Annotated in this window: 18 protein-coding genes; 11 read left to right on the top strand and 7 right to left on the bottom strand. The window is 66.6% G+C overall.

Annotation, left to right across the window (positions count from 1 at the left end; genetic code table 11):
* Positions 1-211 precede the first annotated feature (211 nt).
* From QX073_RS31900 to QX073_RS31865, 8 genes are all read left to right on the top strand, one after another.
* Complete coding sequence (locus QX073_RS31900; RefSeq protein WP_315753466.1) at positions 212-1,114, top strand: alpha/beta hydrolase; 903 nt, start codon at positions 212-214, stop codon at positions 1,112-1,114.
* 13 nt (positions 1,115-1,127) lie between these two features.
* Complete coding sequence (locus QX073_RS31895) at positions 1,128-1,676, top strand: hypothetical protein (protein WP_315753434.1); 549 nt, start codon at positions 1,128-1,130, stop codon at positions 1,674-1,676.
* A 4-nt stretch (positions 1,677-1,680) separates the two neighbouring features.
* The gene (locus QX073_RS31890; protein WP_315716689.1) at positions 1,681-1,995 is read left to right on the top strand and encodes a transcriptional regulator; all 315 of its coding nucleotides are present in this window, start codon (positions 1,681-1,683) and stop codon (positions 1,993-1,995) included.
* Positions 1,996-2,066: 71 nt separating this feature from the next.
* Positions 2,067-3,350, top strand: coding sequence for a phosphoribosylamine--glycine ligase (purD, locus tag QX073_RS31885; RefSeq protein ID WP_316226945.1), 1,284 nt, complete (start codon positions 2,067-2,069; stop codon positions 3,348-3,350).
* Between the two features lie 116 nt (positions 3,351-3,466).
* Positions 3,467-6,697, top strand: coding sequence for an AAA family ATPase (locus tag QX073_RS31880; RefSeq protein WP_316226944.1), 3,231 nt, complete (start codon positions 3,467-3,469; stop codon positions 6,695-6,697).
* 50 nt (positions 6,698-6,747) lie between these two features.
* Entirely contained in the window at positions 6,748-7,242 is a 495-nt protein-coding gene (locus tag QX073_RS31875) for a hypothetical protein (RefSeq protein ID WP_315716692.1), read from the top strand.
* Positions 7,239-7,955 carry a class I SAM-dependent methyltransferase gene (locus tag QX073_RS31870; protein WP_316226943.1) on the top strand — a complete coding sequence of 239 codons (717 nt, stop codon included), beginning with the start codon at positions 7,239-7,241 and terminating at the stop codon, positions 7,953-7,955. Before QX073_RS31875 ends, QX073_RS31870 begins: the two co-directional genes overlap by 4 nt.
* Positions 7,955-9,247: a cytochrome P450 gene (locus QX073_RS31865; protein WP_316226942.1), complete on the top strand. Its 1,293-nt coding sequence runs from the start codon at positions 7,955-7,957 to the stop codon at positions 9,245-9,247. The genes QX073_RS31870 and QX073_RS31865 overlap by 1 nt, the downstream gene beginning before the upstream one ends.
* Before the next feature lie 21 nt (positions 9,248-9,268).
* Here the strand turns inward: QX073_RS31865 and QX073_RS31860 are convergent, their stop codons facing one another.
* Positions 9,269-9,715 carry a nucleoside deaminase gene (locus tag QX073_RS31860; RefSeq protein WP_315825385.1) on the bottom strand — a complete coding sequence of 149 codons (447 nt, stop codon included), beginning with the start codon at positions 9,713-9,715 and terminating at the stop codon, positions 9,269-9,271.
* Between the two features lie 131 nt (positions 9,716-9,846).
* Here QX073_RS31860 and QX073_RS31855 point away from each other — a divergent pair, with 131 nt between their 5' ends.
* A complete protein-coding gene (locus tag QX073_RS31855) occupies positions 9,847-12,027 on the top strand; it encodes a pseudouridine synthase (protein WP_316226941.1) in 2,181 nt (726 codons plus the stop codon).
* A 9-nt stretch (positions 12,028-12,036) separates the two neighbouring features.
* Positions 12,037-12,591: a 16S rRNA (guanine(966)-N(2))-methyltransferase RsmD gene (rsmD, locus tag QX073_RS31850; RefSeq protein ID WP_316226940.1), complete on the top strand. Its 555-nt coding sequence runs from the start codon at positions 12,037-12,039 to the stop codon at positions 12,589-12,591.
* A gap of 35 nt (positions 12,592-12,626) precedes the next feature.
* Here rsmD and mutL read toward each other — a convergent pair whose 3' ends face one another.
* Positions 12,627-14,480 carry a DNA mismatch repair endonuclease MutL gene (mutL, locus tag QX073_RS31845; RefSeq protein WP_316226939.1) on the bottom strand — a complete coding sequence of 618 codons (1,854 nt, stop codon included), beginning with the start codon at positions 14,478-14,480 and terminating at the stop codon, positions 12,627-12,629.
* A gap of 197 nt (positions 14,481-14,677) precedes the next feature.
* Between mutL and QX073_RS31840 the strand changes: the two genes are divergently transcribed.
* Entirely contained in the window at positions 14,678-14,989 is a 312-nt protein-coding gene (locus QX073_RS31840) for a ribbon-helix-helix domain-containing protein (RefSeq protein ID WP_315716699.1), read from the top strand.
* Positions 14,990-15,180: 191 nt separating this feature from the next.
* On the opposite strand, the gene QX073_RS31835 is transcribed toward QX073_RS31840, so the two are convergent.
* The 5 genes from QX073_RS31835 to arfB all read right to left on the bottom strand — a co-directional run bounded on the left by QX073_RS31835 (position 15,181) and on the right by arfB (position 18,739).
* A complete protein-coding gene (locus QX073_RS31835) occupies positions 15,181-16,749 on the bottom strand; it encodes a GMC family oxidoreductase (RefSeq protein ID WP_316184172.1) in 1,569 nt (522 codons plus the stop codon).
* A 36-nt stretch (positions 16,750-16,785) separates the two neighbouring features.
* Positions 16,786-17,334, bottom strand: a complete 549-nt coding sequence (locus QX073_RS31830; protein ID WP_315716701.1) for a gluconate 2-dehydrogenase subunit 3 family protein — start codon at positions 17,332-17,334, stop codon at positions 16,786-16,788.
* Between the two features lie 49 nt (positions 17,335-17,383).
* On the bottom strand, positions 17,384-17,779 hold the full coding sequence (locus QX073_RS31825) for a VOC family protein (protein ID WP_315753454.1): 396 nt from the start codon (positions 17,777-17,779) through the stop codon (positions 17,384-17,386).
* Between the two features lies 1 nt (position 17,780).
* Positions 17,781-18,098 carry a c-type cytochrome gene (locus tag QX073_RS31820; protein WP_316184315.1) on the bottom strand — a complete coding sequence of 106 codons (318 nt, stop codon included), beginning with the start codon at positions 18,096-18,098 and terminating at the stop codon, positions 17,781-17,783.
* 221 nt (positions 18,099-18,319) lie between these two features.
* Positions 18,320-18,739 carry an alternative ribosome rescue aminoacyl-tRNA hydrolase ArfB gene (gene arfB, locus QX073_RS31815; RefSeq protein ID WP_315716703.1) on the bottom strand — a complete coding sequence of 140 codons (420 nt, stop codon included), beginning with the start codon at positions 18,737-18,739 and terminating at the stop codon, positions 18,320-18,322.
* Positions 18,740-19,757: the final 1,018 nt, after the last annotated feature.

The raw sequence follows: 19,757 nt of genomic DNA, 5'->3' as shown, positions 1-19,757 counted from the left end.
TGATTCGGTTCGGGGAGCAGCAGCCAAGGTAGGGGCTTTCCGCGTCCGCCGCCAATCAAGCCATTGCCTTTTCGATAACTCTATAATACAGAGTACTCTGTATAATGCAGAAAAGTTGGAGGACAGCGTGCGACGCGGCGTGAAGTTCCTGTTTCGGGTCCTAGGATGGGGGCTCTGCCTCGTGGGCGTGCTCGCTTTGGCCCTGGCTGCGATGATCGCGACGCCACTGGTGCGCCCGCCCGAGCTCAAGTCGATCTCGGAGACGGCCGGCCAGGTCGACCGCAGCACCATGCCCGGCCTGCAGCGCTTCAGTGCCCGCGATGGCACCGAGCTCGCCTATCGCCACTACCCGGCGCGCGGAACGGCTGTCGGCAAGGTCGCCATCGTGGTCCACGGCTCCTCCGGCTCCAGCGTCGCCGTGCATGCCCTTGCCGATGCGTTGGCGGCGCGCGGCATCGATACCTTCGCGCCCGACATTCGCGGCCATGGCGGCTCCGGCACCCGCGGCGACATCGGCCATCTCGGACAGCTCGAAGACGATCTCGCCGACCTCGTCGCCGAGGTCAGGAGGTCGATTCCGGCCCAACCGATCGTGTTGCTCGGCCATTCGGCTGGCGGCGGCTTCGCGCTGCGCGCGGCGAGCGCCCCGATCCAGGATCTGTTCACGCGCACCGTGCTGCTCGCGCCCTATCTGGGTTACGACGCGCCGACCAACCGGGAGAATTCGGGCGGCTGGGCCGGTCCCGACATTCCGCGCATCCTGGCGCTCGGCGTGCTCAGGCGCATCGGCATGCCGTGTTGCGAGGCACTGCCTGTGCTGGCCTTTGCTGTCAGGCCGAACTCGGAGAAATTCCTGGCGCCGACCTACAGCTACCGGCTGTTCCGCAATTTCGCGACCCGTGGCTACAAGGCCGATTTCACTGCGGCGAAGCACCCGGTGACCGTCATCGCCGGCGCCGATGACGAGCTGATGCTCGCCGACAAATATGCAGATGCGGCGCACGCCGTCGTGCCGGGCGTTGACGTGAAGCTGATCGCTGGCGTCAATCACATGGAGATCGTGTCGGCGCCGCAGGCGGTGAGCGCGATCGCCGAGGACGTGGCGACGCACTAGAGGTCCAAACCGCATGATCGACAGCCTGGAAGCCGCGCGGGCGCTCAGCGACATCGAGGATGTGACGAAGCGCGTGCGGCAGTCGCAGATCTATCGGCTGTCGAGCCTGCTGATGATCCTCTGGGGCGTTCTCGTCTTCGCCGGCAATCTCGTGACCTATCTCGCGCCCAACTACGCCGACAAGGCCTGGCTATCGGTCTATGTCCTCGGTCTGGCCGGGTCGCTGGGGTTGGGCGCGACGGAGAAGGCGCGTTCCGGCGTACGCAGCTTCGATCTCCGGGCGCTGCTCGCCTTCGTCATGTTCTTTGCGTTCGGCTTCTTCGTCGAAGCGATCGGCCATTTCGGACCGCGCGAGATGGGCGCATTCTGGCCGATCTATTTCATGCTGTTCTACGGCCTCGCCGGCTTGTGGTTCGGCGCGGCGTTCACGGTGTTCGGCCTTTGCGTCACCGCGTTGACCCTGGTCGGCTACCTCTTCATCGGCAAGGCTTTCCCGTTGTGGATGGCGTTCGTCAATGGCGGTGGCCTGGTTCTCGGCGGCTTGTGGATGCGGCGGAGCTGACGGTTTGGCGGAGCTCGACGAGATCATCCACCAACCGCTGCGGCTGAAGATCATGGCGGCGCTGAATGCCCTGCCTGCCGTGGCCGGGCTGGAATTCGTCCGGCTGAAGAAGCTGACCGGCGCCACCGACGGCAATCTCGGCGCGCATATCGACACGCTGGCGCGGGCCGGCTACGTCGCCGTGGACAAGGCCTTCGTCGGCAAGAAGCCGCAGACCACGGTCACGGCGACCGCGGCCGGCCGTGCGGCCTTCGCCCGCTATGTCGCGAACCTGCAGGGCATCATTGCCGGCGCTGCCGCGAAGCCGCCGGAGCCATGATTTGACTCCGTTGCGAGGGCCGGGCAATTGGGGCGTCCAAATTGGCCCACCCCTCTGCGACGGCATCGACGATGAACATTCTGCTCCTTGGTTCCGGCGGCCGCGAGCACGCGCTCGCCTGGAAGATTGCCGGCTCGCCGCTGCTCACCAAGCTGTGGTGCGCGCCCGGCAATGCCGGGATCGCCAAGGAGGCCGAATGTGTCGCGCTCGACGTCGCCGATCATGCGGCGGTGATCGCCTTCTGCCGGGCGAACAAGGTGGATCTGGTGGTGGTCGGCCCCGAGACGCCGCTCGCCGCCGGCATCGTCGATGATCTCGAGGCTGCCGGCATCAAGGCGTTCGGCCCATCCAGGCTCGCCGCCAAGCTCGAGGGCTCCAAGGGATACACCAAGGATCTCTGCGCCGAATACGACATCCCGACCGGCGCCTACTGCCGCTTCGACAATGCCCCCGAGGCGCTCGCTTATGTCCGCGAGCACGGGGCGCCGATCGTCGTCAAGGCGGACGGGCTCGCGGCCGGCAAGGGTGTCGTCGTGGCCAAGACGGTTGCCGAGGCCGAGGACGCCATCAAGATGATGTTCGAGGGCGGCTTTGGCGTCGCTGGCGCCGAGGTCGTCATCGAGGAGTTTCTCGAAGGGCGGGAGGTGTCGTTCTTCGCGCTGTGCGACGGTGAGACCGCGATACCGCTGGCCTCCGCCCAGGACCACAAGCGGGTGTTCGATCACGACCAGGGACCGAACACCGGCGGCATGGGTGCGTATTCGCCGACGCCGTTCGTGACGCAGGAGATTCATGACGAGATCATGAATCGGATCATTCAGCCGACCATTGCCGGGATGAGCGCCCGGGGCACACCCTTCAAGGGCATTCTCTATGCCGGCCTGATGCTGACCGCCCAGGGGCCGAAGCTGTTCGAATACAACGTGCGCTTCGGCGATCCGGAATGTCAGGTGCTGATGCTGCGGATGATGTCGGATCTCGTGCCCGCCATGCTGGCCGCCTGCGACGGGCAGTTGAAGAATTTCGACCTGCGCTGGTTTCCCGACGCCGCCGTCACCGTGGTCATGGCCGCGAAGGGCTATCCCGGCGACTACGCGAAGGGTGGTGTCATCGAGGGACTCGACGATGCCGCGAGGATCGAGGGCGTGGAGATCTTCCACGCCGGCACGGTGGCGAAAGACGGCGCCATTCTCGCCAATGGCGGGCGCGTCCTCAATGTCTGCGCGTCGGGAAAGAGCGTCGCCGAGGCTCAGGCGCGGGCCTATCAGGCCGTCGACCGCATCAAATGGGCTGACGGCTTCTGCCGGCGCGACATTGCCTGGCAGGCGGTGGCGCAGGAAAGCGGTCGGGGCTGAGCATCGTGATCGCCGCAGGCGGCCCCGCAAGGCTATTTTTCCCGCGAGAATTGTGGCAGTTCCATAGACTCATGCCGTGATGGGATGAATCAGTTCCGCCGTGGAACGGAGGGGCCATGGAATGCGCGCGGTGCGGCAGGCAGAATCAGCCCGGGAGAGCCTCGTGCGACCGGTGCGGCGAGCCGCTCAGCCTTAGATGTGAGGCGTGCAACCAGACCAACAGCCTGTCGAATCGCTTCTGCGGCCAATGCGGCGCGCCGTTGCCGGGCCGGCTGGCTCAGCCGGATCAGAACGCCCAGCGGGTGCTACGGACCCTGAGCAGCAAGGGCGGTGAGCGCAAGCGACTCACCATCCTGTTTGCCGACATTCGTGACTCGACCCAGCTGATCGATAGTCTCGGCGATCCCGAACTCGCGATGCAACGGCTCGATCCGGTCCTCAACCTCATGAAAGAGGCCGTTCACCGCTATGACGGCGTCGTCAACAAGACACAGGGCGACGGCGTCATGGCCCTGTTCGGCGCGCCGGTGCCGCACGAGGATCACGCCGTGCGTGGCTGCCTCGGTGCGCTCGCGATGCAGGACTCGATCGCCCGCCTGGCGGATCCGCATCTGCAGGTCCGCGTCGGGCTGCACACCGGCGAGGTGATCGTCCAGGTCGTCGAGAACAGCATGTACCAGACCTACGATGCGGCCGGCGCCAACGTGCATCTGGCCAATCGTCTGGAGCACATGGCCGAGCCAGGGACCATCCTCATCAGCAAGGAGACCTACACCGGCGCCAGGCAGTTCGTGGAAGCCGAGCCGCTCGGCACCCGCACGCTGCGCGGCATTGCCTCGCCGGTGTCGATCTACAAGCTGATCGGCCGCCTGAACGCGCCGGCGAGCGACGTCTTCCGCAGCGGGCAGCGGCTGTTGCCGTTAATCGGTCGCAACGCTCAGCTTGCGGTGCTCGAACGCGAGCTCGACGACGTCCTGGCGGCCAGAGGCGCCGTCGTCGGCATCGTCGGCGAGGCCGGCATCGGCAAGAGCCGGCTGTGCTTCGAGTTCGCCGAGCACTGCCGCCGCCAGGGCATTCGCGTCTACGAGGCGCGCGTGCTGGCACATGGCCGCGCCACCCCGTTCCAGCCGGTGCTCGAATTGTTGCGTGACTTCTTCGGCATCCGGGCGAAGGAGCCGGTCGAGGTGTCGCGACAACGGGTGGTCGACAGGCTCGAGGCCCTCGGCATTCCCGATACGGCGCTGGTGCTGCTGCTGGACTTCATGAGCCTTGCCGATCCGTCTCGTCCCGCGCTTCGGCTCGATCCGGGCGTGTTCAAGACGCGTCTCCTCAACGTGTTCAAGACGTTGTTCCGCTCGGCGCCGGCGGATGGCGCCGTGGTGATCATGATCGAGGACCTGCATTGGCTCGACGAGGCCAGCGAGGAGTTCGTCGAGGCGCTCGCGGAGGCCTCGATTGGCACCAAGACGCTGCTGGTCGTGAACTACAGGCCTGGTTTTGCCGCGTCCTTCATGCAGCGGGCTCCGTTTCACGAGCTGCACATCGTGCCGCTCGCCTCCGCCGAGGCGCGCAAACTGCTGCGCGGCGTCTTCGGCGACGACGCATCGCTCGAGGCGCTGGTCGGCGACATCATCGAGCGCGCGCAGGGCAATCCCTTCTTCCTCGAGGAGCTGGCGAGCGCGGTCTCGGAGAGCGGCGGGTTCGAGGGTGAGCGCGGCGCCTATCGGCTGAAGGGCGGGATCGGCCCGATTCCGCTGCCGCCGACGGTGCATGCCGTGGTAGCGGCCCGCATCGACCGTCTGAGCGAGACCGCCAAGAGCGTCCTGGAAACAGCGGCCGTGATCGGCCGCTCGGTCGCGCTCGCCGTGCTCAAGCCTGTCGTGGGGCTCAGCGAGGCGGACCTGTTCGACGCGCTCGCACAACTGAGGCATGCCGATCTTCTCTATGATATGCCGCCGTTCGACATGGGCGTGCTCGCCTTCCGCCATCCGCTGATCCAGGAGGTGGCCTATGCCATGCAGCTGCGCTCGCGCCTGAGCGGCGTGCACGTGGCCGTGGCCAAGGCGATCGAGGCGCTGGATTGGGGCACGCAGGACGAGTTCGCCGCCCTGATCGCCTCGCACTACGAATTCGCCGGCCAGACCATGCAGGCCGTCGAGCATCTGCAGCGCGCGGCGCGCTGGATCGGCCGCACCAATACGGCCGAGGCACTGCGGCTTTGGAAAAAGATCCGCTCCATGCTGCAGACGGTGCCGCCATCCGAGCACGTCGATCGCCTCAGGGCGCTTGCCAGCGGCCAGATCCTCAATTGCGGATGGCGGGAGGGCATCTCGGCCGAGGAGGTGAGGCCTTTCGCCGAGGAGGCGCTGCGCTATGCGCGCTCCTCGGACAAGATGCACGAGCCGATCCTGCTCGGCGCTTACGGCCGCGTCCTCGCCTCGACCGGCGCAGCCGACGACTACGTCAACCTCGTGCAGAATGCGGTCAAGCTGACCTCGGAGGAGGGCGATGTCGGCCGCTATGCGACCGTCAACGCCATGCTGGCGCAGGCGCTTCTGCTGTCGGGGAGAGCACGAGACGCGCTAGCAGCGGCGAACACGGCGCAGGCGACGATCGCTAACCAAGGTGGTTTTGACAGTAGTGTGACTCTGGGGCTGACGCCAAATCAGATCCTGGGATTCGATGTTGAATATTGGATCAAGTGCCTCAGGACGCGAATCCTGGTCCAGCTCGGCTGTTTCGCTGAGCTCGAAATTCAGCTTTTCGAATTGTTGAATACCCCTCCCGAACAGTTGGCTCCGGTGGTCCGTTTTATCCCGCACTTTGCCGCTGTTGAATTTGCTCGATGGCAAGGTCGTGCTGAGGCCGCAGCTCTGCACTCGGCCGAGCTGCTTCAGATCGCTGAAGCGTCGGGCATGCCGTACATTCGGGTGCAGGCGTTGGCAGGGGCTGGTCTTGCTCGGGCGGCTGCAGGCGATTTCACTCACGCCGCGTATGATCTCAGGGAAGCGATCGAGTACTCGAGGCGCGCCAGGGCAGGTCTCGAGTTCGAAGCGCGCATGATGAGCGATCTGGCTGACGTCCTTTATCGCGCAGGAGACCTCCGTGGTGCACTCGACGTTGCTGAGGAAGCCAGCGTCATCGCCCGACGCAGGACGGATAGGATCGGTGAACTCCACGCGGTGCTGCTGCGATGTTTGATCAGTTCGTCCGACTCCGATTTTCGGAACGACGCAGAAGCTGTCGGATCGCTGCTCGACGCCGAGCGCCTGCTGGAAGTCTCGGGTGCCGAGGTCTACAAACCCATGTTGATAGCGTGCCGATCCTCTCTTGAAGGTACTAGATGACCCGTGCAGTATGCCCGCTTTCCATGAAGCATTATTAGGAGGCTGGGCACATGGGGATGATGATTAAAGACAGTACTACGCTCGATATTCTTGTGCAGTTGAACAGGCGTTTCGAGGCTGAAGCTTTGCCGGAAATGGTCGAGCTGCAGCGCGAGTTTGGAGTTTTTTCACTGCAGCATGGCTTGCAGCAATCGTTCGCTTTGCTGGGGATCGTGCCGCAGGATTGGACTGAGCGTCGCCGGTGGTACCGTTTCTTGGAACACCTCAGGACCTATCCCTCCGATCTTGATGGCGTGAATGGTCACGACCGTGTCATCCGGGCGTTCAAGGACGACCTGGAATCCGAGAAGCCGCTTCCTGTTTCGATTGTCTGCCATTCGGCAGCGGACGATCCTCGGGTGACGGTTACGCAAGGCCGTCCGGTCGTGTTCTCGCTCGAAACGCATGTGATCGTTTCGATACCGACCACTCCCGGACGAGAGGCGCGTCAGAACCTGGCCGAAGTTGCTCGCACCAGGCGTGTTCAGAAGCGCGGCAAAAAATGAGCCTGACCGCAGGCGACGGCGCCGGACAAAAGGCTCCTTCTATTCAGGCCATTTGCTCCGACGTCGATGCCTACTACACCGCATGCGTCGCGCGTCATGGCGCGACGCCGCGGGGCGTCGACTGGTCCTGCGAGGCGACGCAGGGCCTGCGCTTCGTGCAGCTGATGAAGCTGTGCGATGCGTCGGCGCCGTTCAGCCTCAACGACATCGGCTGCGGCTATGGCGCGCTGGTGCCGTTTCTGGCCGCGCGCTATCCGACCTGCGAGATCGACTATCTCGGCATAGATCTGTCGCGCGCCATGATCAGCCGCGCACGTCGGCGCTTTGCCGGCCCGCAGCGGCGTTTCGTCGTTGCCGCGGAGAGCCCGCGCATCGCCGACTACTCGGTCGCGTCCGGCATCATGAACGTCAATGTCGGCTATCCGCGCCAGGCCTGGGAGAGTTACATCAAGGGCCTGTTGCGGCAGATGTTCGCCACCAGCCGCCGCGGCTTCGGCGTCAACTTCATGCGGGCCCACGGTGACGATGACGAGGCCTCCGATGCCGCGACGGCGCGGCTGTACCGGACCACGCCGGAGATCTGGGCGGCCCATTGTGAGCGCGAGTTTGCCGCGCCGGTCGAGGTCATCGGCGGTTACGGCATGAAGGAGTTCACCCTGCTGGTGCGCCGCAGACCCGAGGCGGCCGTCTCGGGCGGCGATCCGTCGCACTGATGTCCGCAGCTCCGTTGCTCTCATCCAAGCCCGGTCGACACGCTGCCGCGATCGCGCGCGCGGTGGATGTGCTGATCTCCTCGAAAGGTCACGCCAGCCCCTTGCGGCTTGAACGGGCCTGCGCACTGTTGCGCCAGCATGCGCCGCTGCACTGGGTCGAGCGCCCGGGCGTGCGTCCGTTCTGGGCCGTCACGCGCTACGCCGACATCGTTGCGATCGAGACGCGGAGCAGGGATTTCGCTGCGGGACCCCGCACCTATCTTGCCAGCGAAGCCTCGGAGGCCGTGCTGCAGCGGGTCACCGGCAAGCCGCAGGCCGTCCGCAGCCTCACCGAGATGGATGCCCCGGATCACGCTGCCTATCGCGCGGTCATCCAGGGCGCCTTCGCGCCGCCGGCTCTGCGCGCGATGGAGAGCTGGCTGACGCAATGGGCCGCCGAGATCCTCGACCGGGTTGCTGCGCGTGGTGATGCTTGCGATTTCGCACGCGACGTCGCGCTGCCTTTCACCTTCCGCGTCATCGGTCGCATGCTGGGCACGCCCGAAGCCGATGACGCACGGCTTGCCCGGCTCGCCCAGGCGTTCGTGGCCGCCGAGGATCCGCAGCGGCGTTTTGCCGAGGCGCCCGGCGACACCATGCGCATGGCCATGCTGGCGCTGCGCGACTACTTCGAAGCCGTGGTCGCCGACCGCCGCGCCAGCCCGCGCGACGATCTCGCCAGCCTCATCGCGGAGAGCGCGCCGCATGGCGCCGCAATGCCGCATTACGAGCTGATCTCCTATTTCATCCTGCTGGTTACGGCCGGCCACGACACCACCTCGCTCGCTTTGGCCGGCGGGCTCGAGGCGCTGCTCGCGGACCCGGGCCAGCTCGAGCGGTTGCGCGCCGAGCCGGAGCTGCTCGATCCGGCGATCGAGGAGATGCTGCGCTGGACCACGCCGGTGCGCCATTTCATGCGGACGGCAGTCGGCGACACCGAGGTCGCCGGCCAGGTCATTCGCGAGGGCGAGGCGCTGGCCTTGTTCTTCCATTCCGGCAACCGCGACGAAGCCGTGTTCGACGAGGCCGGCACGTTCCGGATCGATCGCAGTCCGAATCCGCATATCGCCTTCGGCCGCGGCCCGCATGTCTGCATGGGGCTGCAGCTGGCGCGGATGCAGATGCGCGCGATGTTCGCGGAGCTGCTCCGTCGTACGTCGCATATCGCGCTCGCCGGACGGGTGCGCCGGGTCGAGTCGCCGTTCATGAGCGGGGTCAGCGGCCTTCCCATCCACATCCGCTTTCGCGAATGATGCGGCCGGGGCGAGGTCTCGTCAGCGCCGCGCCTTGAAGAAGTCCTTCAGCATCTGCGACGCCTGCTGCTCGCCGACGGCCGAGTAGACCTCCGGCGCGTGGTGGCAGGTGGGCTGGCAGAAGAACCGCACGCCGGATTCGACGGCGCCGCCCTTGGGATCGGCGGCCCCATAATACAGCCGGCGGACGCGGGCGAAGGAGATGGCGCCAGCGCACATCGTGCACGGTTCCAGCGTGACGTAGAGGTCGCAATCGACCAGCCGTTCGCTGCCGATCGCCTGCGCGGCCTGGCGCAGCGCCAGGACCTCGGCATGGGCGGTGGGGTCGCGGTCGGTCAGAGTGCGGTTGGCGGCGGTGGCGATGACCACATTGTCCCGCACCACGACGCAGCCGATCGGCACCTCGCCGGAAATTGCGGCCGATTCGGCCGCTTTCAACGCCAGATCCATGAAAGAAGGAGCGTTCATGGCTCGTAATGCCCGGATAAGTCTGGTACTGCATCGCCCTTCAGCAAAACCGGACCTCGATTTCCCGCGTGACAGGCGCTGCTCAGAGCGCGCGTACCACGCGACGTCCCGCACCTCAAAGTGAGACTTCCATGCCCCGCGACACCGACAAAGACAACGATTCCCGCGGCCGCCGCGGCGGCGCCCCGCGGGGGCGTTCCGAAGGGACTAAGGGACGCTCGGGCGCCGCGCGGGGCCCGGAGAAGAAGTTCGCCAAACGCGGCTTCGGCGACAAGGCGGCGGGGGCCAAGGGCAAGCGCTCGTTCGACGAGGGCCGTGCGCCGCGCCGCCGCGACGACGGCGGTGCGCCGCGCAAATCCTTTGGCGACAAGCCGCGCTTCAACCGCGATGAGCGTCCGCGCGGCGACCGTCCGTTTGCCGCGCGTCCACCGCGGGGCGAGGACGGCGAGAAGCGCGCCTTCAAGCCGCGCGGCGACCGGCCGAAATTCGACCGTGACGCGGGTGGCGGCGGCAAGCGTCCCTACACGCCGCGCACCGATCGCGACGAGGCCCGTCCGGCGACGCGATCCTCCGAGCGCAAGTTCGGCGAACGCAAGCCCTACGCGCCACGCGAGCGTGACGGTGAGAAGCGCCCCTATACGCCGCGCAGCGGGGGCGCCCGCGATCGCGGCGACCGTCCGCGCGCCGAGCGCAGCTTCGGTGACCGGCCGCCGCGTGGCGATCGGCCGGAGCGGAAGTTCGGCGGCGAGAAGACATTTTCCCGCGGAGCTGACGGCGATCGCGGCGAGCGCAAGTTCGGTGCCGGCCCGCGCGGTCCGCGCAAGGAATTCGGCGACCGTCCGGCCCGCGGCGAGTCCAAGCCCTGGCAGAAGCGTGAGGGCGGCGATCGTCCGGAGCGCAGCGCCCGCCCGCCCCGCGATGGTGCGCGCAGCTTCGACCGTCCCAAGTTCGACCGTCCCAAGTCCGATCGCCCACGCGAGGATCGCCCCAAATTCGATCGTCCGAAGTTCGACCGTTCCGCCTCCGATCGGCCACGGGGGGACCGTCCCAAGTTCGACCGGCCCACATCCGACCGTCCGAAATTCGACCGGCCGCGCGATCGCGGCGACGACCGCAAGTTCGATCGCCCGCGTCAACGCCCCGAAGGCCGCAGCGAGTGGCAGGAGCATCCGCGTGGCGAAGGTCGGGGTGGTGATTTCGCCGACCGGCCGCGCCGCGACAATGAGGACGAGAGCCGGGTCTTCGCCAAGCGCCCGGCGTTCGGCGGCCGCGGTCCGTATCGCGAGCGCAAGCCCGAGACCGACAAGCGCACCAAGCGCGTCGTGCCCGACGAGGCGCCGAAGCCCGGCAAGGCTGGCGAGCGCATCGCCAAGGTGCTGGCGCGTGCTGGCCTCGCCTCGCGCCGTGATGCCGAGGAGATGGTGACGCAGGGCCGCGTCACCGTGAACGGCCGCATCATCAACTCGCCGGCGCTCGACGTCACCGAGAACGACGTGATCCAGGTCGACGGCGCGCCGTTGCCGGAGCGTGAGCGCACACGGCTGTTTTTGTACCACAAGCCGCGCGGGCTGATGACGACGCACAGCGACCCCGAGGGGCGCCCGACCGTGTTCGACAATCTGCCGGAAGGGCTGCCGCGCCTGATCTCGATCGGCCGGCTCGATTTCAATACCGAGGGGCTGCTGCTGCTCACCAATGACGGCGGGCTGGCGCGTGTGCTCGAACTGCCGGACACCGGCTGGACACGCCGCTATCGTGTCCGCGCCCATGGCGAGATTACGCAGGCGCAGCTCGACCAGCTCGCCGCAGGCGTCGAGGTCGACGGCGTGAAATACGGCCCGATCGAAGCGACGCTGGAGCGCGACCAGGGCGCCAATGTCTGGCTGGTCGTTGCGATCCGCGAAGGGAAGAACCGCGAGGTGCGCAACGTGCTCGCCCATCTCGGCCTCGAGGTGAACCGCCTGATCCGCGTCTCCTACGGTCCGTTCCAGCTCCTGGAGCTGCCCGAGGGCGAGGTGCAGGAGGTCAAGACGCGGGTGCTGCGCGAGCAGCTCGGCGAGAAGGTCATCGCGCAGTCGGGCGCCGATCTCGGTCCGGCTGGCAAGGGTAATCGCGAGCCGTTGCCGGATCCGAAGCCCAAGCCGAAGCGCGAGGTCGTCGCCGACCGCAAGGGCCGGCGCGTGCTGGTTCAGCGCACAGGCAGCGAGGAGGCACGCGAGCGCCACGAGGCCGAGGCGCGCTTTCCCGGGCCGCCGCGGCGGCCGAAGCGCGGCTATCACGGCAAGCGCGATATCACGCCGCAGGACGAGTAGGGTGGTGCGATGCGTGTCGTCGGTGGACGGCTGAAGGGCCGCAACATCGCCTCGCCCGCCTCGCGCGACATACGGCCGACGCAGGACCGGCTGCGCGAGGCGCTGTTCAACATCCTCGTGCACGCCTACGAGGATCCGATCGAGGGCGCACGCGTGCTCGATCTGTTTGCCGGCACCGGTGCGCTCGGCATCGAGGCTGTCTCGCGCGGCGCGGCGTTCACGCTGTTCGTCGACAACGGCGCCGATGCAAGGGCGCTGCTGCGCAACAATGTCGAGGCGCTCGGCCTCGGCGGTGTCACCAAGGTCTACCGCCGCGATGCCACCAATCTCGGTCCGGCGCGCCCGGTCGAGCCGTTCTCGCTGGTGTTTCTCGATCCGCCCTATGGCAAGGGTCTGGCCGAGAAGGCGTTGGCCTCGTTGCGCGACGGCGGCTGGCTGGTGCCATCGGCGCTGCTCGTGGTGGAAGAGTCCAAGGCCGCCGCGTTCAAGGCGCCCGAGGGGTTCGAAGAGCTCGAGCGCCGCGCCTATGACGACACCGAGTTCGTGTTCTTGCGTGGCTCTTGATCCTTGCGAATGGCTCGTTGCGGAAGTCGTCGGCGCTATCTCCTCCCGAACAGCTTCTCGACATCGGCGAGCTTGAGCTCGACATAGGTCGGGCGGCCGTGATTGCACTGGCCGGAGTTGGGCGTGTCCTCCATCTCGCGGAGCAGCGCATTCATCTCTTCCGGCTTGAGGCGGCGGCCGGCGCGCACCGAACCGTGGCAGGCCATGGTAGCGGCGACGTGCATCAGGCGGCGCTCCAGCGGCAGCGCCTCGCCCCATTCCTCCATGTGCTCGGCGAGATCGCGCAGCAGCCCCGCCGCATTGATCTTGCCGAGCAGCGACGGCGTCTCGCGCACCGCGACCGCGCCGGGACCGAACGATTCGATCACGAGGCCGAATGAGGCAAGCTCATCAGTCCGCGCGAGCAGCGTCTCGACGGTGGCTTCATCGAGCTCGACGATGTCCGGGATCAGCAGGATCTGCCGCTGCACACCATGCGCCGCGAGCGAGGCCTTGAGCCGCTCATAGACGATGCGCTCATGGGCGGCGTGCTGGTCGACGATGACGAGGCCGTCGCGGGTCTGCGCCACGATGTAGGTGTCGTGGATCTGGGTGCGCGCAGCGCCGAGCGGACGGTCGAGCAGATCGGGCGCGGCCGGCTGCTCGTGCAGCCGAAGATCGGCGCGGGGCGTGCCGACGTCGAAGGCCGCTTGAGAGGATTCCGCAACCCCGAACGACCCGAGATCTGGTGAGGGCGCCGCCGCAGGGACGGAGCCGCCGAAATGCGGCATCGCCGGCGCCGACGGCGAGCGCTGCCAGTCCCAATTCATCGGACCGACGTTGGGCCGCGGTGGCGCGAAGGCCGGGCGGAACGCGGCGATGGTCGCGCCGCCGTCATTGGCCGCGGTGCGGCGGCCTTCGCGGGCGAGACCTTCCTTCAACGCGTGGATGATCAGCGCGCGCACCAGGCCGGCATTGCGAAAGCGCACCTCGGTCTTGGCCGGATGCACGTTGGCGTCGACCTCGCGCGGATCGAGTGTGACGAACAGCGCCACGACCGGATGGCGGTCGCGCGGCAGATAGTCGGCGTAGGCTGCGCGCACCGCGCCGAGGATCAGCTTGTCGCGCACCGGGCGGCCGTTGACGAACAGATACTGCCCAAGCGCATTGGCGCGCGTCAGCGCCGGGGCCGCTGCGAAGCCTTCGACCACGACATGATCGCGCTCGCTGCGCACGGCGATCGCATGGCTGCGGAAGTCGGCGCCGAGGATGTCGCCGAGCCGCGTCAGCTGGCCCGGCGCGCCGGGCAGCGCGGCGGCCCAGGTCACCGGCGCGCGCTCCTCGCCGGCGAGCGTGAAGGCGATGTCGGGCCGCGCCATCGCCAGCCGCCGCACCACCTCGCGGATCGCCTCGGCCTCGGTGCGGTCGGTCTTGAGGAACTTCAGCCGGGCCGGCGTGGCGTGGAAGAGATCGGCGACCTCGACGCGGGTGCCCTGGTTCAGCGCGGCCGGCACGATCGGCGACTTGTCGCCGCAATCGACCGCGAGCGCCCAGGCATGCGGCTCGCTCCTGTGCCGCGTCGTGATCGACAGCCGCGCCACCGAGCCAATCGAGGGCAGCGCCTCGCCGCGGAACCCGAGGGTGCGGATCTGCAGCAGGTCCTCGTCGTCGAGCTTCGATGTCGCGTGGCGCTCGACCGCGAGCGCAAGATCGGCCGCCGTCATGCCGCCACCGTCGTCGGTGATCGCGATCTTTCGCCGGCCGCCACCGTCGGTGAAGATGTCGATGCGGCTCGCGCCGGCATCGATCGCGTTCTCGACCAGCTCCTTGACGACGCTCGCCGGCCGCTCGACCACCTCGCCGGCGGCGATGCGGTTGACGATCTGTTCGGGAAGCTGGCGGACGGGCATGGTGCGAACGAACTTGAAAGCTGGCTGGCTCGGATCTTGAAGGCGCGCGGCGCTGCGGCGGTCACGCTGCAAATCTCGGCGAGAATAGCTTTTTTCATGCGCTGCGGCAGAGAAAAGCAACCTTCTCCAACGGGATTGTGAGGCGGGCGGGGCCAGTATATCGTTTCGCAAAAATAACGATCAGCCGGAGGAAGCCCATGTGCCATCTGTTCGCACACCAGCCTCAGCGCGATTATGAGTCGCAGACCCGCTCGTTGCGGATCGGCGGCCATAGCACGTCGATCCGGCTCGAAATGGCGTTCTGGGACACGCTCGAGGAGATCGCCGCCAAGGAAGGCATGAGCCTCGCCAAGTTCGTGACCACGCTGTACGCCGAGGTGCTCGACCATCACGGCGAGGTGAAGAATTTTGCGTCGCTGCTGCGCTGCTCCTGTCTGATCTATCGGGCAAAGGCGACTGCGACGCTGCCGGAATTTACCGCGGCGGCGATCATGGACGCGGCCGAGTAGCCACTCGGGCGGTCTCTCGTCTCCCTCCCCCGCTTGCGGGGGAGGGCGGGGTGGGGGCGCCACATCGGCGGTCTTTCCTGAGCGTTCCCCCACCCGTATCGCATCTTCGATGCGATACGACCTCCCCCGCAAGCGGGGGAGGCGCTGACCGAGATCGCCGCAAGAGTTTTGCGTCACCATACCGATCGTAATCAAATCTCCTTCTTCTGCATCGCGCCAGCAATGTAGTCCGCCTGGCGGATCGCCAGCGCCACGATGGTGAGCGTCGGGTTGCATGCGGCTCCCGTCGTGAACTGGCTGCCGTCGGAGACGAACAGGTTCTTGACGTCGTGGGTCTGGCCGAACTTGTTGACGACGCCGTCCTTGGCCTTCTCGCTCATCCGGTTGGTGCCGAGATTGTGCGTCGAGGGGTAGGGCGTGGTCGGGTAGGTCACGGTTGCGCCGACCGCCTCGTAGATCGCCGAGCCCTGCTTGTAGGCGTGGGCGCGCATCGCGACGTCGTTGGGATGATCGTCGAAATGCACTGAGGCGACCGGCATGCCGAACTTGTCCTTGGCGACAGGATCGAGCGTGATGCGGTTGGTCTCCTGCGGCATGTCCTCGCCGACCAGCCACATGCCGGCCATGCGCGGATAGGTCTCCATCGCCGCCGTGAAGCTGCGGCCCCAGGCGCCGGGATTGAGGAACGCGGCCATGAACGGCAGGCCGAGCGAGAGCGTCTCCATCTCGTAGCCGCCGACGAAGCCGCGCTTCGGATTGAACGCCGCCTCGTCGCGGACGATGCCGGCCATGGTGGTCCCGCGATACATGTGCACCGGGTTCTCGAACGTCGCATAGACGCTGCCGGTCATGTGCCGCATGTAGTTGCGCCCCACCTGGCCGGAGGAGTTGGCAAGTCCATCCGGGAACATGTTCGAGGCGCTGTTGAGCAGAAGCCGCGGGCTCTCGATCGAGTTGCCGGCGACGGCGACGATACGGGCCTTCTGCAACTGCATCTTGCCCTGACCGTCGGCATAGACCACGCCGGTGACCTTGCCCGAGGCGTCATGCTCGATCTTGATCGCCATGCTGTTGGGGCGCACCTCGAGATTGCCGGTGGCCTCGCCCTTCGGGATCTCGGTGTACAGGGTCGACCATTTCGCACCGGACTTGCAGCCCTGGAAGCAGAAGCCGATCTGCTGGCAGGCGCCGCGGCCGTCGCGCGGCTGCGAGTTGATCGCCATGTTGCCGGTGTGCACGGTCTTGTAGCCGATCTTCCGGGCGCCGGCTTCGAGCACCTTGAAATTGTTGTTGCCGGGTAGGCCCGGAATGTCGTTGGTGCGGGTGACGCCCATCTTGAACTCGGCCTTGGCGTACCACGGCTCCATTTCCGCGAGCGTCACCGGCCAGTCCAACAGGCTCGTGCCGGGCACGCCGCCATAGGTGGTGCGGGCCTTGAACTCGTGCTCGTCGAAGCGCAGCGAGGCGCCCGCCCAGTGCACGGTCGAGCCGCCGACCGCCTTCACGATCCAGGCCGGCAGGTTGGCGAAGTCCTTCGCCACGCGCCAGGTCCCGGATGTCGTGCGCATGTCGGTCCAGGCGAGCTGGGTGAAGCTCTCCCATTCGTCGTTGATGAAGTCGGGAATCTCGTAGCGATTGCCCGCCTCGAGGATCACGACCTTGATGCCTTTCTGCGCGAGCTCGTTGCCCAGGGTGCCGCCGCCGGCGCCCGAGCCGATGATCACGACCACGCCCGAATCGTTCTGATCGAATTTTGCCATGGTGGTTTCCTCCGTGTTTTCTGTTGTTCGCCGGCGTCAGGCTTTCGGCAGCCAGTCGATGTCGGAGAAGCCACGGTTGATGTAGCCGCCATGCTCGGCGGAGGAGCCCTCGTAGCCGAACTTCGGCCAGAGCTCCTTCTGATTGTAGAGCGACACCACGAGGTCGCCGCGGAGCGTCTTGAAGAAGGTCGTCTGCTCGATGCCCTGGAGCAGCGCGACGCGGTCGGCCTCCCACGGCACCTGGGCGTAAGGCACCTTGTGGCGGTCACGCGCGTCCTGGTCGAGCCGGGCGACGCCGTCATTGATCATTGCCTTCACGGCGGCATCCTCCGCGGCCTTGCCGTCCCACGGCTTGACCGCGGTGATGTAGTAGCGGTCGGCGAGGAAGTCGTGCGGATAGATGTCGCGCGCGACCTTCACGAGTGTCTTCAGGGTGGCCGGCGTCAGCGCCTTGGCATCCTCCGCCCAGGCATCGGCAATGCCGAGGCCGGTCGCGGAAGCCACGGCTGCGGCCGGCACGGTCGAGGCCGCGCCCTTGAGAAAGACGCGGCGGTCGTATTTGTTGCGGCGATCGACTTCTCTCATGGGTATCCTCCGTTGGGTTTTTGTTTGGTGTATTTTCGTGGTCAGCGGCTCATCCGAAGCGGCCGCCGCGCTGGATGACCTCGATCTTGTAGCCGTCGGGATCTGTGACGAAGAAGAAGCGCGCGAGTGTCGCACCATTGTGCTTGAAATCGCGCAACGGGCCTGGTGCCAGGTTCTCGCGCTCGAAACGGGCATGCTCGGCATCGAGATCGTCGACCACGACAGCGAGATGGCCGTAGCCGTCACCGAGCGTATACGGCTCCTTGCGGTCGTAGTTGACGGTGAGCTCGACCTCGAACGGCGACGACGGATGGCGCAGATAGATCAGCGCGAAGCCGTCGAAGCGCAGGTTGTCGGCGATCTCCAGGCCGAAGGCACGCTTGTAGAAGTCGAGCGCCTTGGCCTCGTCGAGCACGCGGATCATGGAATGAACGGGTTTGGCCATCTCAATTGTCCTTCAGGTAGTTGATGATCGCGGCGCGCACGTCGGGCTTGGCCTGGCGATACGCCATCACGGCGCCGGGGATCAGCTCTTGCGGGTTGGTCAGCCAGGCATCGAGCCTGGTCTCGTCCCAGGTGAAATCAGCTTTCGCGAAGCCGGCCGAATAGCGGAAGCCTTCGACGGAGCCGGCGCGGCGGCCGACGACCTTCGACAGCGGCGGCCCCTGGCGCATCGGCTCGGCGCTGCTCAGCGTGTGGCAGACGCCGCATTGCTGCTTGAACAAGGTCGCGCCGTCGGCAGGCTTGGGCGACGGCAAGGCCATCTGCGCCGATGCGATCGTGGTGCTCAGGACTGCGCCGCACCATCCTAGTCCTAAAACAAGCAGCAGCTCTTGCGCCGTACGCCGTCCCGACATCGATCCTCTCTCATCATTTTTGATGAGACTAGGTCGCAGCGAGAGCGCCGTGGTAGTAGCGGGCTGTTTCGGCCGGAACAAAGCGTGCGCAGGACTCGTCCAGCCGCAGGATATGTCAGCGTTGCGGACTAATCGTCGAAGCGGCGCCCACCGCGTCCCGCCTTGACGTCGCTGCGGATCTTCTTGCCTTCGAGCCGGCGCTGCTTGGAGCCGAAGGTCGGCTTGGTCGGGCGCCGCACCTTCGGCCGGATCATCGCCTCCTTCAACAGCGTGACCAGGCGCTCGATGGCATCGGCCTTGTTGCGCTCCTGGGTGCGGAAGCGTTCGGCCTGGATCACGATGACGCCGTTCTTGGTCATGCGCTGTCCAGCGAGCCGCGCCAGCCGTGCGGCGGCGTCCTCGGGCAGGGTGATCCGGGTCGTGTCGAAGCGCAGCTGCGCCGAGGTCGACAGCTTGTTGACGTTCTGGCCGCCGGGGCCGGAGGCGCGGACGAACGAGATCTCGATGTCGTCTTCGTTGATGGCGAGGTCGCGGGAGATCCGCAGCATGGGGCACCAGTGGAATCGAGGTTTTCGCGTCCACCATAGCGGGTTTAGGGGAGGTGTGCGCGGGGCGTCATGGCGAGGCGCGGTTGGCGGCCCGAGACCGCCGCCAGAATCTCCACTGTCATCCCGGCGAACGCCGGGATCCATAACCCCAGGGAGCAGTTTGGGGCAGGCTGGCCGCTGACACCTCCCGCCTCACGTCGGCTGCGGCGTATGGGTGCCGGATCTGCGCCGCGCTGGCGCGCGTCGCAGCTTGTCCGGGACGACAGCGGTGTGCGAGGCGGATTCACGGTTCAAACAGCGGCCGCAGGCGACGACATGTCAGCGCGTTCTCGCGGCATCTGATGCCCGAGGTCTGCGATCAGTTCGTCCCTCGCGAGCATGCAGAGGGCGCGGGGAATGCCGGGCGCTGGCCGCACCCATGGCCCGCCTGCGAAAAAAATGCAGGCGGCAGGTACCACAGGTTCAGCCGAGGCATCCCGGCATTCCCCGCGCGATGGGCTTCACGCTTATACGCAGTCTCCCTGGTGCGCCGGGCGTGTTGGCCACCATTGCGCATGATGCTTGCGCATCAGCGCGTGATACCAGCATCGGGGTATCAGGACGCTGCGACTTCACGTCCGCAAGACATCGTTCGTCCGCGTCCTCGTGAGAAGACGCTGCGATCTCTCGCGGCCACCGCTCCCCGCCTCGCGTGTCGTGACGATCGCGCGCAACGCCCCTCCGCAGTGAGGCGGGATGGGCGGATCAAATCATGAATTCCGAAAAATAGCAAGACGATTATTTTTATCGGAAGTCGACGCGCGGTCCTCCGCTGTCGTCCCGGGCAAGCCGTCAGCGACGCGGAGCGTGGCTGACGGCGCCGACCCGGGACCCATACGCCGCAGCCGAGGTGGGGCGGCAGATGCCAATGACCAAGCTGCCTCAAACATCGCCCTGGGGGTTGGGTCCCTGTGTCTGGAAAGTCTGCCATGATGATGGTGGGCGGGAAGCCGTTGGGTCCTTGGCGCTAGACGCCGTG

This window comes from Bradyrhizobium sp. SZCCHNS3052 (genome assembly GCF_032484495.1).
Lineage (GTDB): Bacteria > Pseudomonadota > Alphaproteobacteria > Rhizobiales > Xanthobacteraceae > Bradyrhizobium.
The sequence above is the reverse complement of the archived record's forward strand: the minus strand, read 5'-3'. Positions and strand labels throughout refer to the sequence as shown.